The organism is Pseudoalteromonas sp. SG43-5, assembly GCF_014164345.1.
Classification (GTDB): domain Bacteria; phylum Pseudomonadota; class Gammaproteobacteria; order Enterobacterales; family Alteromonadaceae; genus Pseudoalteromonas; species Pseudoalteromonas distincta.
The window spans coordinates 131753-144408 of record NZ_JACJFA010000002.1 but is presented as its reverse complement, the minus strand read 5'-3'; the positions used below and the strand labels follow the sequence as shown (position 1 = coordinate 144408).

The 12656-nt window shown below is 39.7% G+C and carries 14 protein-coding genes; 6 read left to right on the top strand and 8 right to left on the bottom strand.

The features are described 5' to 3' along the window. The first annotated feature begins 8 nt into the window (after positions 1-8). Positions 9-665, top strand: a complete 657-nt coding sequence (locus H5161_RS02990; RefSeq protein ID WP_024596051.1) for a class I SAM-dependent methyltransferase — start codon at positions 9-11, stop codon at positions 663-665. A 182-nt stretch (positions 666-847) separates the two neighbouring features. Here the strand turns inward: H5161_RS02990 and H5161_RS02985 are convergent, their stop codons facing one another. From H5161_RS02985 to H5161_RS02975, 3 genes are read right to left on the bottom strand one after another with little or no spacing between them, the layout of a single operon-like run. Next, positions 848-1240, bottom strand: a complete 393-nt coding sequence (locus H5161_RS02985; RefSeq protein ID WP_024596052.1) for an ACT domain-containing protein — start codon at positions 1238-1240, stop codon at positions 848-850. A 19-nt stretch (positions 1241-1259) separates the two neighbouring features. Next, complete coding sequence (locus H5161_RS02980) at positions 1260-1823, bottom strand: DUF6942 family protein (protein WP_182768646.1); 564 nt, start codon at positions 1821-1823, stop codon at positions 1260-1262. A gap of 1 nt (position 1824) precedes the next feature. Further along, complete coding sequence (locus H5161_RS02975) at positions 1825-2280, bottom strand: YaiI/YqxD family protein (RefSeq protein ID WP_002959175.1); 456 nt, start codon at positions 2278-2280, stop codon at positions 1825-1827. Positions 2281-2410: 130 nt separating this feature from the next. On the opposite strand from H5161_RS02975, the gene H5161_RS02970 reads away from it, so the two are divergent. Beyond that, positions 2411-2941, top strand: coding sequence for a lipocalin family protein (locus H5161_RS02970; RefSeq protein ID WP_182696560.1), 531 nt, complete (start codon positions 2411-2413; stop codon positions 2939-2941). A 222-nt stretch (positions 2942-3163) separates the two neighbouring features. On the opposite strand, the gene H5161_RS02965 is transcribed toward H5161_RS02970, so the two are convergent. From H5161_RS02965 to H5161_RS02955, 3 genes are read right to left on the bottom strand one after another with little or no spacing between them, the layout of a single operon-like run. Next, the gene (locus tag H5161_RS02965; RefSeq protein ID WP_182695294.1) at positions 3164-3499 is read right to left on the bottom strand and encodes a DUF3325 domain-containing protein; all 336 of its coding nucleotides are present in this window, start codon (positions 3497-3499) and stop codon (positions 3164-3166) included. Continuing rightward, positions 3496-5097, bottom strand: a complete 1602-nt coding sequence (locus H5161_RS02960; RefSeq protein WP_182768645.1) for a PepSY domain-containing protein — start codon at positions 5095-5097, stop codon at positions 3496-3498. The genes H5161_RS02965 and H5161_RS02960 overlap by 4 nt, the downstream gene beginning before the upstream one ends. Further along, positions 5094-5435 carry a hypothetical protein gene (locus tag H5161_RS02955; protein ID WP_002959167.1) on the bottom strand — a complete coding sequence of 114 codons (342 nt, stop codon included), beginning with the start codon at positions 5433-5435 and terminating at the stop codon, positions 5094-5096. The genes H5161_RS02960 and H5161_RS02955 overlap by 4 nt, the downstream gene beginning before the upstream one ends. Before the next feature lie 227 nt (positions 5436-5662). On the opposite strand from H5161_RS02955, the gene H5161_RS02950 reads away from it, so the two are divergent. From H5161_RS02950 to H5161_RS02940, 3 genes are all read left to right on the top strand, one after another. Continuing rightward, the gene (locus H5161_RS02950) at positions 5663-6019 is read left to right on the top strand and encodes a VOC family protein (protein ID WP_182692385.1); all 357 of its coding nucleotides are present in this window, start codon (positions 5663-5665) and stop codon (positions 6017-6019) included. 150 nt (positions 6020-6169) lie between these two features. Next, positions 6170-6751: a uracil-DNA glycosylase family protein gene (locus H5161_RS02945; protein ID WP_182768644.1), complete on the top strand. Its 582-nt coding sequence runs from the start codon at positions 6170-6172 to the stop codon at positions 6749-6751. A gap of 86 nt (positions 6752-6837) precedes the next feature. Further along, complete coding sequence (locus H5161_RS02940; RefSeq protein ID WP_165723796.1) at positions 6838-7716, top strand: bile acid:sodium symporter family protein; 879 nt, start codon at positions 6838-6840, stop codon at positions 7714-7716. Between the two features lie 293 nt (positions 7717-8009). Here the strand turns inward: H5161_RS02940 and H5161_RS02935 are convergent, their stop codons facing one another. After that, complete coding sequence (locus tag H5161_RS02935; RefSeq protein WP_182768643.1) at positions 8010-9653, bottom strand: cell surface protein; 1644 nt, start codon at positions 9651-9653, stop codon at positions 8010-8012. Positions 9654-9725: 72 nt separating this feature from the next. After that, positions 9726-11192: a dGTPase gene (gene dgt / locus H5161_RS02930; protein ID WP_182736575.1), complete on the bottom strand. Its 1467-nt coding sequence runs from the start codon at positions 11190-11192 to the stop codon at positions 9726-9728. A gap of 162 nt (positions 11193-11354) precedes the next feature. Here dgt and H5161_RS02925 point away from each other — a divergent pair, with 162 nt between their 5' ends. Then, positions 11355-12575 (top strand): alkaline phosphatase family protein, encoded by a 1221-nt coding sequence (locus H5161_RS02925; protein WP_165723798.1) that lies wholly within the window; start codon positions 11355-11357, stop codon positions 12573-12575. The last annotated feature ends 81 nt before the right edge of the window (positions 12576-12656 follow it).

The following is a 12656-nucleotide window of genomic DNA, read 5'->3' as shown; positions in this document are numbered from 1 at the left end:
GAGATACAATGCCAACGTTTACAGGCGAGCAAGCAACACAATACGATAGCCGCATAACCCGTTTAGTGCCTGGTTATGAATTATTACATCAGCTCACTAATGCGCAACTACAAGCAACGCTAAGCGACAATGCGCATATTTTGGTAGTAGGGGCAGGCACAGGCAAAGAAGTACTTGCACTGGCTGCACTAAACCCTACATGGCAATTTACTGCGCAAGATACATCAGCCGATATGCTTGCTATCGCACAGCAGCAATTTGATGAACAAGGCATAACAAGCCGCGTAGATGTACATAATGGCCCAGTTGATAAGTTATCGGTTAAAGCCGATGCCGTTTTATGTTTATTAGTAATGCATTTTTTAGAAGATAACGGCGATAAAAAAGAGTTATTAAAAGCAATTAAAGGAAGTCTTAAAAAAGACGCAAACCTTTTTATTGCAGATTTAATGCGCCCCGAAACTTCATTTGAGCGCGAAGCCCAGCTCACAACGTGCGCGCAATTGGGTTTAACCGAAACAGGTAAAACACAAACAGGGCACGACTTAGAAAATGAGTTTTACCCGCTTGATAGAATGCGCTTTAGCGAATTGCTAAATGAGTGCAAATTTGGCATTCCGAAGCTGTATTTTAAAGCCCTAGGTTTTAGCGGATATGTAGTTTAAGTTTCACAAGCTAAACAAGCACCCGCTATTTAGCACCAATAAAAACACCGAGTGAACAAACTCGGTGTTTTTATATAACCCTCTCTACACCCCGAAGTTTCTCTAAGCGTAGGTCGGATAAGTGAGGCGCCACCCGACGCTCTAATATCCACATCACTCAGATCATTACTGTGCCAGCAATCCTAACCAATCTCTCCAAGTGCTTTCATTGCAGCTTGTGCTTTGTCTGTTTGTACAAAAATATGGTCGTGATAAAACGCAGCTACCACATTAGCGCTAATGCCATGCTCAGTTAGCTTTGCAGATACCGCAGCTGTTAGCCCAACGGCCTCTAAGCTTGAATGTACATTGAGAGTAATTAAATTATATTTACCCTCGTAAGTAATACCTGCTTTATCGGCGGTTTCAGCTTTTAAAATAAGGGTTAGGCCTTCCTCTTCAACGTAAGTGGCAAGTGGCTCTAAGTGAACGTAATCAGCCAATTTCCCTGCCAAACAGCAAAATATGTATTCACCTTGTTTAAGCACAGGCTGCATTGATTTTAATAATTCGTTTAACTCTAAAATTCCGGCCATGGTCGTTCCTTACAATGTGTTATTTAGTGCCTTTTAGCTGCGCGACTAGCTCGCTTAATCTCGCAATTTTTATATTACTTAATTGCCTGTAATCAAAATACGGGCACACAATAATGTTGTTACTGGTGTCTATTGCAAACTCGTCGTCGAGCCAATCAAATTGTGCATGCAACTTACCTTGTTGTAATAAGTTTTTAGCGTGCGTACGCCCAGCAATTATGTGTAGCTGGTTTTTATTGCTAGAAGCTTTATCTGCGCAAGTAATAGTAGTGTCAGGCGCGCTAAATAGCAGGGCGGTTTTACTATTTTTTTGCAGTAAAAACTCATCGCGATATTGTTGCCAAGTAGGGGCTTGTTTAGCAAATGAATAATGCTCACTTGGCAGGGAAAATAGCACTTTGGCGTAAACGTTAAACACTTTGCGCCAACCATTACCACAGTACTGGTTTATGGTATTTATTTGCTCATTTATAACCGGTTCTAGGCATTCAAGTGTTTCAAAAAACGGCATTGGCGGCGCTTTTGCTACGTATACTGCCACGCTAAATTGCGTATCACCTAAGCCAACTAATTGGGTATTCAAGTTAGTTAGCCTTGTTTTGCGCTAAAATACGGTCGAGGTTATTTGCAAAGTTTTGGCGATCGGTTTGGCTAAGTGGCGGCGGCCCACCACTCATTTCTACGCCGCTTGAGCGCATGGTATCCATAAAGTCGCGCACGTTAAGTATTGAGCGGATATTCTCGGTGGTATAAAGCTCGCCACGTGGGTTGAGTGCTTGCCCGCCGTTATCAATTACTTCACTTGCTAGCGGAATATCGCCTGTAATAACTAAATCGCCTTTTTCAACACGTTTTACTATTTCGTCGTCGGCTACATCAAATCCCGACGATACTTGAACGCGGCTTATGTATTTTGACGGCGGAATACGCATTGCGTGATTCGCTACTAAAATAGTCTCGATTTTCATACGCTCTGCAGCTCTAAAAAGTATTTCTTTTATAACAACAGGACACGCGTCTGCATCTACCCAAATTTTCATGCTATGGTCATTTTTATTGCTTTAGAATTAATATGATCCTATAGCAAATTTTTTTAATCGGCTAGCAAACTTTATATCCATCTATATTTAGATAATACGTACGATTTATGTAATTAAAAAAGGAGCTTACATGAAGGCTATTAAATACGGTTTACTTATTACAGGGTTATTTTTTCTTAGTGCCTGCACCAGCCCTCCTGAGGGAATAACACCCGTTAAAAACTTTGATATACAAAAATATAAAGGCAAATGGTTTGAAATAGCGCGTCTTAATCACTCATTCGAAGAAGGGATGGAGCAAGTTACCGCGACTTATTCAATTAACGACGACGGCACAGTAAAGGTCCTTAACAAAGGGTATTTAACGGATGATAAAAAATGGGATGACGCCGAAGGCTTAGCCAAGTTTGTTAAGGGCACCGACACAGGGCATTTTAAAGTCTCGTTTTTTGGTCCATTTTATGGCGCTTACGTGATTTTTGAACTTGACCAACCCGATTATCAATATGCATTTATAACCAGTTACAACAAAGATTACTTGTGGTTTTTGTCGCGTACACCAACGGTTAGCAAAGAGCTTAAAGAACACTTTTTAACTAAAGCTAAAGAGTTGGGCTTTGCTACCGATGAAATAATTTGGGTAAACCAAGAGACTATGTAAAGGGGGTTTACAGTTAGTTATATACGTTTTTAAAGTAGTAATAAAAGAGTAATTTAACTGTAAAGTAACTTAAATATATTATGGTTATATTGTGTGTACTTGCCGTGAGACAGCAAGTATTGGAAACACTGAATATCCCCTATTGTTGGCAAGCTATATAGCTTGCCATTTTTTTTGCCTAATCTATGGGAAAGTAACGGATCACGTTTTTACTAACTAAGGCTAGTTTAATGCTAAAAACAACCCACTTAGTACAACTAACACGCTATTTAAAACACTAAACCACTTCACGTAGCCTACTAAAAAATTATAAAAAACCATTATAATTAAGACACTTAGGCTCATAAATCCGCAAAATAGTAATGCACCATATCCATCTTGAGTAACTATACAAAGCACCAAGCTTAGTAAAATACTGATCCAAGCAGCTAATAGCAGCTTTTTACGTTGGGATTCTGTAGGGCGTTTTTTAAATACATCTTTAAAATGATTATACTTAGCCAGCGCAAAACAGTTAAAACTGAGCAGGCATAGGCTAAACCCAAGTAAATCAATCATGGTTTTTGCCCTTTAAAGTTATTAGATTGACTAGGGCTGGTTATTTTTGAGTTGTTTTTAGCAGTACGTAATTTTTCGGTTTGTATAAAAAACAATATACTAAATAACAAAAACAGTGCATCAAAAGTAAATAAAGCCCACTGTTCGTGCATCAAATAGCTAACTAGATTACCGTTAGTTGTAAGTGCATTAATAACCGGTACGCTTAAACATGCAACAGCATTTATAGCTGCCATAACTCGCCATTGCAGTGTGTCGCGCTTTATAAGTGCTAAAAGAGCAACCGCTAGCCATGTTAAAAAGAACGCGAGTATTTCTTTATCGGCGCGCTCTGCGGTAGTTGGGCTAAGTAGTCTGTTAGCAATAAAAAATGCACACGTTGCCAGTGGAAGTCCCATAATAGTGGCTAGGTTTAACCCCTCAACTAGTTTTAAACCAAACGAAGGTTTAACGTTATTTTTAGTTCGCTCGCGAATTCGCTTAGCCCACATAATACAGCCAGAGCCAATCATTACACAGCCTGCAATACCGCCTAATACGTATAACCAACGCAGTAACCACGTAGCTAAACGCCCTGTATGCATTGAATTAAGTGATTCGTAAAGCGCTTTGCTGCTAGTTAGCTCGTCATCAGTTTTAGCGACCATTTGCCCTGTAGCACCACTAAATATTAAGCGTGGTGCTTGGTCACGCAGTGTTTTACCTGCGCTTACCAATACGGTAATTGTTGAAGCTGCCATATTTGGTTGGTTAACTTGTACGCGAGTAATATCTGCATGAGGCCACTTAGTATAAACCTGATCCAAAATACTTTGAATCGGCACCATTGACGATTCGCCTTGGGCTTTATCGGTCATGGTGTTGCGAGGGGTTACATCGTTAAAAAAGCCACGCATGCCGTTATCGTAAGACGTTTGCGCAGGGTAGGGAACCAACATAAATATAAGTGTAATTATACCCGTGTAAGTAATCATTAAATGAAAAGGAAGGGCAAGCACAGAGCTTAAGTTATGGGCATCTAACCATGTACGGCTACCTTTGTTACGCCTAAAGCTAAACATATCTTTAAAAATACGCTTATGAATAACCACCCCCGATATAATGGCAATCAGCATAAAAAAGCTAGCAAAGCACACAATCCAGCGTGCGGTTATTGCATCCATGTAATGTAAATCATAGTGCAGCCGATAAAAAAAGTTACCGCCTTTAGTATCTACAAAGGGCTCAAGCTCTTGCATGGTATTAGGGTTTAGCTGTGTGTTTTCAAACCGGCTGCGGCGCTGACCTGGCTCTTTTGGTTTTGCATAACCATAAATTAAATAAGGAATGCGTGGCTCGGGTAATGTAATACGCCAGCTTGATGAGTGAGCTCCATGGTTAGCTAAGTAATCAAATCCGGTAATTATTTGTTGTTTTTGCGCTTCTATACGCTGTGTTTGGGCTTGCACATTATGTATGGCTGGTTGATTCCACAAGGTTATTTCGTCTCTAAAAAAGCTAAGAGTCCCTGCAAAAAATATTAAATATAATAACCAACAAACGAGTAACCCTACCCAAGTGTGCAACCAAGTCATCGATCTGAAAAAGCTGTCTTTCATACCCAACCCTTCAGTAATGCAAGCAATCCAATGAACGCTCCCGTACTTAGTAAAATACTGATCCACACTGTTTTTAATGATTTAACACTAAAGGCATAAATAAATACAACGGCATAAATTAAAATGCTGATTGAAACACTAAACAGCACAGCGTCTTGTTTAGCTATTGGCAACACAAAGCTTAATAACGCAGTGCTTGCAGAGGTAAAAGCATAGCCACCAATTATGGCAATAAAAAAACGTAAAAATACCAAAACTCGATAACTGCTTACACTTTTTACTATAAGCGCAATCACGTTAACCTTATCGAATGGCGCACTGTGCAAAGGTGCCTGCATAGTTAATTAATCCCTTTATTTAAAGCTGAGGATAAAACAAAGGCGCTATTATATATGTTACAAATACAAAAGATAGTTATTCTCATTTGTGATGTTTAATTTTTAAGTAAGTTATACGTACTTGGTTACTTAGTAAAATACTGATCTGATATTATTTAATGATATTGCACAGGCTCTATGTAAAGCTTAAGGTTAATAAACTGAGTAAAAATAAAGAGTGAATAACGATGAGCGATCACGAAAAACTAAATTACGTTGAGTTTCCTGCATGCGACTTACCCGCAACTAAGGTCTTTTTTAGTCGTGTATTTAATTGGCAGTTTACTGACTACGGCCCAGAATACACGGCGTTTAGTGGCCAAGGGCTTGATGGTGGCTTTTTTAATGCGCCGCTTAAATCGCTAACTCAAAACGGTGCTGCGCTATTGGTTTTTTATAGTAACGACATTCACGCTACGTATAAAAAAGTACAACTCCATGGTGGCACAATATTAAAACCTATTTTTGAATTTCCGGGTGGTTGCCGGTTTCATTTTGCAGAGCCGAGCGGCAATGAATTTGCTGTATGGGCAGAGCAACACTAGGTTTTACAAGGCTTGTAGCGCGAATGAGCTTAAAGATCACGATTTTACTAACTAACGCTCGTTTTAATTAAAATAAACCGATTTTTTACCAACTCATTTATCCTAAATGGCCATTTAGGATAAATATTAAGCATTTAAGGCCAAATAAACATGAATAGTCACCAATTAATAGAGCAAGTTAGTAAATGCGTGATCTGTGAACCTCATTTACCTTTAGGGGCTCGTCCTGTTATACAATTTAACCCAAACGCACGTATTTTAATTGCAGGGCAAGCACCTGGAATCAAAGTTCACGAAACAGGTGTGCCGTTTAACGATGCAAGCGGAAACCGCCTGCGAGAATGGCTTGGGCTAACACGTGATGAATTTTACGACGCTAATAATATAGCCATTTTACCTATGGGCTTTTGCTACCCGGGTAGGGGGAAGTCGGGTGATTTACCACCGAGAAAAGAATGTGCGCCTGCATGGCGCGAGCAATTATTGGCTGTACTACCAAATATTGAGCTGACAATAGTGCTTGGTAAATACGCGCAGGCGTATCATTTACCAGAGACTAAAAAAATGCCACTTACGGAGTTAGTAAAATCGTGGCGTGAGTATTGGCCAAATTATTTAGTGCTTCCACATCCGAGTCCGCGTAATAATATATGGCTTAAAAAGAATCCATGGTTTGAACAAGATGTACTTCCAGAACTAGATAAGCACGTGGCTGCTATTTTAAATAAGTAATACTTCTAGTTATTGTAAAGGGGCGTTACAGTTAACTTAAAAATTAACACTCTAATTAAAAACAATAACAAACGAGGCTGTCTAATTTGAATGCATCTATATTAACCGAAGTAATACTTCCGCTCGCTCTTGCACTTATTATGTTTGGTATGGGTCTTGGGCTCACAACAACCGATTTTACTCGTTTATTTAAAAGCCCGCTTGGCATTGTCATGGGTTTAATAGGCCAACTTGTAGCAATGCCTTTATTAGCATTAGGGCTGTGTTATTTACTAAACCTACCAACGCCTATCGCTATTGGTTTAATGATATTAGCTGCTTGCCCCGGCGGTACTATGTCAAATGTAGTAAGCCAGCTTGCTAAAGCTAATTTAGCGCTTTCGGTAAGTTTAACAGCTGCCTCTACCGCAATTAGTATAATAACCACACCGTTTATTATTGGCTTTGCTATGAGTCAGTTTGCCCCAGCAGACGATGCTACTTTTTCTATTTTAACTACTTCATTAGGGCTATTTTTTATTACCTTAGTGCCAGTTGCTATAGGCATTTGGTTGCGTCACTTTAAAAGTGATTTTGCCATTAAAGCAGAGCCGTTTTTTAGACGCTTCTCGTTGTTTTTTATGCTTATGATGATTGCCGCACTAGTAATAAAAGAGCGCGATTTATTAGTTAGCTCATTTAACAACGTATTTTGGGCGTGCATAGCGCTTAATATTGGTTCAATGGTTGTTGGTTGGTTAATTGCTAAGTGTTCAAAATTAAATTTAACTGATTCGCTGACGCTTTCAATTGAGGTTGGAATTCAAAATGCATCGTTAGCTATTTTAATCGCTATTAGCTTTTTAAATAAACCAGAATACGCAGTTACCGGTGGCGTGTATGGCCTTGCCATGTTTATAGGACCACTGCTATTAATTGGCGGGTTAAAGCTTAAAAATAAACGTACCGCTAGGGCTGTTAACTAGGACTTTTAATTAGGGCATGTTGACCACGTTACTTTAATTTATGGCTGCGGATAACGTAGCCTTAAACTCAAGTCTAAAAATACCACCAGTTAAATGTATGCTCTGCACTCATCGCGCCAACAAGTTGTAAGCTTATAAAACACTCTCAAGCTTGAATATTGCGCCAGGCGCTGAGCTTGCTCGCGCAAGGAGCGAAGCTTCTAATAACTAAGGCGCATTTTAGGATGGGATAAGAGTATAAGTAATACGGTGAAAAACAGCGCCTCAAATATGAGGCGCTACTTTAAAACTTACTATTTGGTTTGCATGTTTTTAGCGCGTTCTTCTGCATCTATTAATGCTTGCGATTTAGGCGCGCGTTTTTTCTCTTCTATTTTGGGCTTTTCAGTTGAGTCAGGATCCCAGCTTGAGTCTAACGACAAGTTAGCAAATGGATTGTGACTGTCTGCTTTTTTAGGCTCACTTTGTGGCTCATCAACTTGCGGTGTTGTTTGTGTTTGCTTAGGTGTTGCGCTTTGTTTTTTAGGCATCGGTTTTTCACCAGGTAATGGTGCATCTGGGTTAAATGTACGTACCTCTGGTTCTTTAAAGTCTTGCTCTGTTGTATATGTAGTCGATTGAGCGTCAGCTATTTGCTCTGGTGCGTGTAAATCTACAACCGGCTCACTCGCTGTTACTGGCTCAGGAGTACTAATAACCGGCTCTACAGTGTTGTGTTCGGCTTCTATTGGCGCAGGCTCCGTTACTTGCGCTGTATGGTGCTTACGTTGTTTTTTTACAGGCTTTGCATCTGGATCAAAGTCGCGTACTTCTGGCTCATTAAAGCTGCTGGCATTTTTAATACGCTCTAAGGTTGTTTTTGCTGCTGCTTCAAACTCGGCTGTATTAGGCTCAGGTTTTTGCTTTACTTCGTTAAACGTAGCGGTACTTGTTTGCTCTAAAGTATCAATTGAGTTAAGCGGTGTAGGCTCAATTTCGCTTGTTTGCACTTGTGTAACTACGTTGTTTTGCTCATCTGAAATTTGCGGTGGTGTATGTTCAATATCAGCATTTTGTGTAGTGTTCGTAGGCTCTAAAGGCTCTTCATTTGCCTCTACGCTGCTCTCAACTGGTTTATTATTTTGGGTTACTTCGTTGATGACGACAGGCTCAATCTCTGGCTCTTTTGTAGTTTCAGGTTTAGCTGGCGTAGCAATTTTTTCTGATTTAACTTCAGGTGGAGCCGCTATAGTCGGTTCTGCCATCACTTTACTTTGTTTTGCACGGCGCAGGCGCACGACTATCATAGCGCCAATAAGTACCACTATAACAAGTATTAAAGTGGGTAAAAGTAACGAGCTTGGGCTTTGTGCTATAGGTTGCGGCGCAATAACTGGCGCTGGTTTAGTTAACACCGGTGCTGGTTTTACAGGTACAGACTTTTCAGGCGTAGGTTGAACGTTTTGCTCTGGCGTCGCCGGTTTTACTTGCTCTATCACAGCTTCGTTTTTTTGCTCTGTAACTACTTGCTCGGGTACTGCTGTTGTTGGCTCTGCATCAATTACTATTTCGTTACTATTGGTATTTAGCTGATCGTTAATTTGTTGTTTTTGATCATCAGTTAAATTAAGTGTTTGCTCGTTGATGCTATCTTTAACAGCTTCTTCAGTAGGTTTAATTACAGGGGCAGGTTCAACAATTTTAGGTTGTGGCTGAGTAATAATAGTCGGCTCAGGCTCTATTATTTGGGGCTTAGGTTGTGCTTGAATTTCTTTTGGCTTATTACAGTTATTTTTGTAATCACGCGCAGCTTTACGGTATTTTTGACTCGCTTTATTATTACTATTTTGCTGCATTTCTTGTTTAATTAAAATGCACATAGCTTCGTTGTATGCAGCACTTTGCGCACTATAAAATAAGGCAAAGCAAAGGGTAAATCTAATTAGTTTTGATATCATGAAGTTATGCGCGCTTAAATATTAATAGTTTGATTTTAAGCGCAAAATTAAAAATTATCCAGAGTAATACGACTAATCAATAACCATAAGGCTGCGATATTCATCGTAAGCAAATTGGTCGGTCATACCGCTTATATAATCTTGAATTAATCTACAGCGATAATAAAATTCATACGCCGCAAAGTGATCGGGCTCTTCTTGCATCGCATCTATTGCGTGTTGGTAACTGTTTAAGTGCTTTTTAGAGAGCTTTTTAACAAGTCGCGACTCTATTAATAAACGTGAATCGCCATTTAGTGCACGCTTAAAGTCATCCTTGTTTAGTAGCAGTAATGGTTTATAGCAATCGAGCAAACCATTAATTATGCGATACCCTTGTAGCTCTAATTTTTCGACTTCTTTGTTTGAAAATACATGCTCAAGTGCCACTTGCTTTAGCATTTTGGTTACAGCGTGTAGATGGCTTCTATCTTCTAAAAGTGCTTGGTTAAAGTCGCCATGGTAAATAGGTTCTATATTTTCAATAAAGCGTTTTGCAGCATGTCCAACTAGCGGATGTAAAAGTGCAACGCGCAGGTATATAAAAAATTCGCTATTAAAGTTATACGGTTGTGCTTTGGCGCGCTCATGTGCGTAGTCAACTGCTTTATCTACAAAAGTTTGGTGCTCTGTATCGTCTATTGTTAGGTTTATGAGTGCTTTTTTATAATGACTTTTAAGCTGTGTACATAAGAATTCGGTGCTTATGATCCCTTTTTCAACAGCATCCTCTATATCGGCTAGGCAATACGAAATGTCGTCGGCGGCTTCCATTATATAACTTGCTGGATGGCGGCAATATGGCTCAATAGTGAGCTCTTTTTGTAGCGCTTCAACAAAGTTTTTTTCGCTGTAGTAGTAACCCACTTTCTTCATTAAGTAGTTTTTATTTTGCGGTATATCTTTTGTATCAAGCCCTGCAGGTCGAGTGTATTTTAAAATACCAGCACTTTGGCTGTAAGTTAAATTAAGCGTTTGCAACGAATGAATTATACGTATGCCTTGAGCGTTGCCTTCAAAGTTACAAATATCAAGCGCAAGGTGTTTAAAAACAACACCTATACCGGTATTGGGCTCTTTGCAGCGCTCGGGTGTTACGCTTGCTAGGTTGTTATTAAACCAGTGGTTTATTGCAGCTTCGCCAAAATGTCCAAACGGTGGGTTGCCTATATCGTGCATTAGGCAGGCCATTTCTACTAAGCTTTCTAGGGGGCGTTCTAGGTCGGTTAAGCCGTAATCTTTTTGTTGTTGGTAGCTTAAATTTGCAAAAATACGTTGCACTATAAAACGACCAACCTGTTGTACCTCAAGCGAGTGAGTTAAGCGCGAACGAACAGCTGCGTTACGCTCAAGCGGAAACACTTGGGTTTTTTGCTGCAGCCTGCGAATAGCGGCACTGTTAATAATACGGCCACGGTCGCTTTCTAGCGCCATTTGTAAGTTGGAGGTTGTGCGGTACATTCGTGCTGGCGTTATTTTTTTACTAAAATCTATGGTCATCTTTATACTTATCCTTTTTACAATTGATGACTGGCATAGTTTTTAGCACATAGTCATTTGTCTTTAATATACAGGGTTTAATCTATCAGTTTGTATCATAAAGTAACAACTTGCTTTAAAATAATTTTTTAAGTAATTGTTGTGCATTTATAGGTGTTTATAATGAAACAGTGGATTTTAAAGGCAGTATCAATTTGCCTAATGTTAGGAATGAACAGCGCATTTGCTGCAAAAGAGCAAACTGTGGTGCTTGTATCAATTGATGGCCTGCGTTGGGATTATATTGAAAAACACGGTGCGCCAAATTTAAAAGCAATGGCCGAGCGCGGTGTTCGCGCACAAAAACTAATACCTGTTTATCCGACAAAAACATTTCCTAACCATATTTCTATTATTACGGGCTTATTGCCGGTAAACCATGGCATTGTTGATAATAGCTTTTGTGATAAAGCGCGTAAAAACGACTGTTACAGCATGGGCAAAGCATTGGGCGATAGCACTTGGGTGAAGGGGATTCCGCTTTGGAATTTAGCAAAAATGCAGGGACTTAAATCGGCTACTTATTTTTGGCCTGAGTCAGATGCATTATTTAACGGCATGACACCAGATTACTTTTATCACTATTCTAAATACAGCGATTACCAAAGCCGTGTTGATCAAATTATTCAGTGGTTAAGTTTACCAAAAGCACAGCGCCCGCGTTTTATTGCGAGTTACTTTTCGCTAGTTGATAGCATGGGCCATGAATTTGGGCCAGACGCACCACAAACGCGAGATGCAGTTAAACAGCTTGATGAATTAATGGGGCAATTACAAACTCGCTTAAGTAAATTAGAGCAAGAGGTAAACTTAGTTATTGTCTCGGATCATGGTATGGCGAGTATAGATCCAGATAAAAGCATTGATGTAACCACACTGCCTCAAGATGAAAACTTTTTAGTTAAAAACACCGGTCCACGTTTACTCATATACACTCAACCCGATGCAATAAATGCTGATATAGCCGGCTATAAAGCTCGTTTACAAAAAGCAGCAAACGGTCGTTATACAGTATTAACTGACGAGCAGTTAGCAGCGTACCATTACAATAAAGGCACCCGTGTAGGTGATATTGTGGTGCAAACTACAGCGCCAGCGGTATTTTCCAATGGTAAAAAACCAACCTATTTAGGGACTCACGGTTATGCATATACCGAGGATATGGCTGCATCATTTATTGCTGTAGGCCCTGCATTTAAACAAGGTATAAGCCTTAAAGAAGTGAGTAACCTTGATATTTACCCAGTACTTGCAAAAGTGATGGGGCTTAAATTGTTAAACAAAGTAGATGGCAATGGTAAAACATTAATGCCGGCAATTAAGCAAAAAGTGGTTGTGCATTAGCTTAATCTATAAGAGCGCGTAAGCGCTCTGCAGGGAAGAACATGTTAAAACTTTAAAGTGGGCTATTTAGCCCACTTTTTA

Excerpts from the sequence above, each read along its gene's own strand:
- H5161_RS02990 (WP_024596051.1), top strand. The coding sequence starts at position 9 with ATGCCAACGTTTACAGGCGAGCAAGCAACACAATACGATAGCCGCATA.
- H5161_RS02985 (WP_024596052.1), bottom strand. The coding sequence starts at position 1,240 with ATGGCCGGAATTTTAGAGTTAAACGAATTATTAAAATCAATGCAGCCT.
- H5161_RS02975 (WP_002959175.1), bottom strand. The coding sequence starts at position 2,280 with ATGAAAATTTGGGTAGATGCAGACGCGTGTCCTGTTGTTATAAAAGAA.
- H5161_RS02970 (WP_182696560.1), top strand. The coding sequence starts at position 2,411 with ATGAAGGCTATTAAATACGGTTTACTTATTACAGGGTTATTTTTTCTT.
- H5161_RS02965 (WP_182695294.1), bottom strand. The coding sequence starts at position 3,499 with ATGATTGATTTACTTGGGTTTAGCCTATGCCTGCTCAGTTTTAACTGT.
- H5161_RS02960 (WP_182768645.1), bottom strand. The coding sequence starts at position 5,097 with ATGAAAGACAGCTTTTTCAGATCGATGACTTGGTTGCACACTTGGGTA.
- H5161_RS02955 (WP_002959167.1), bottom strand. The coding sequence starts at position 5,435 with ATGCAGGCACCTTTGCACAGTGCGCCATTCGATAAGGTTAACGTGATT.
- H5161_RS02950 (WP_182692385.1), top strand. The coding sequence starts at position 5,663 with ATGAGCGATCACGAAAAACTAAATTACGTTGAGTTTCCTGCATGCGAC.
- H5161_RS02945 (WP_182768644.1), top strand. The coding sequence starts at position 6,170 with ATGAATAGTCACCAATTAATAGAGCAAGTTAGTAAATGCGTGATCTGT.
- H5161_RS02935 (WP_182768643.1), bottom strand. The coding sequence starts at position 9,653 with ATGATATCAAAACTAATTAGATTTACCCTTTGCTTTGCCTTATTTTAT.
- dgt (WP_182736575.1), bottom strand. The coding sequence starts at position 11,192 with ATGACCATAGATTTTAGTAAAAAAATAACGCCAGCACGAATGTACCGC.
- H5161_RS02925 (WP_165723798.1), top strand. The coding sequence starts at position 11,355 with ATGAAACAGTGGATTTTAAAGGCAGTATCAATTTGCCTAATGTTAGGA.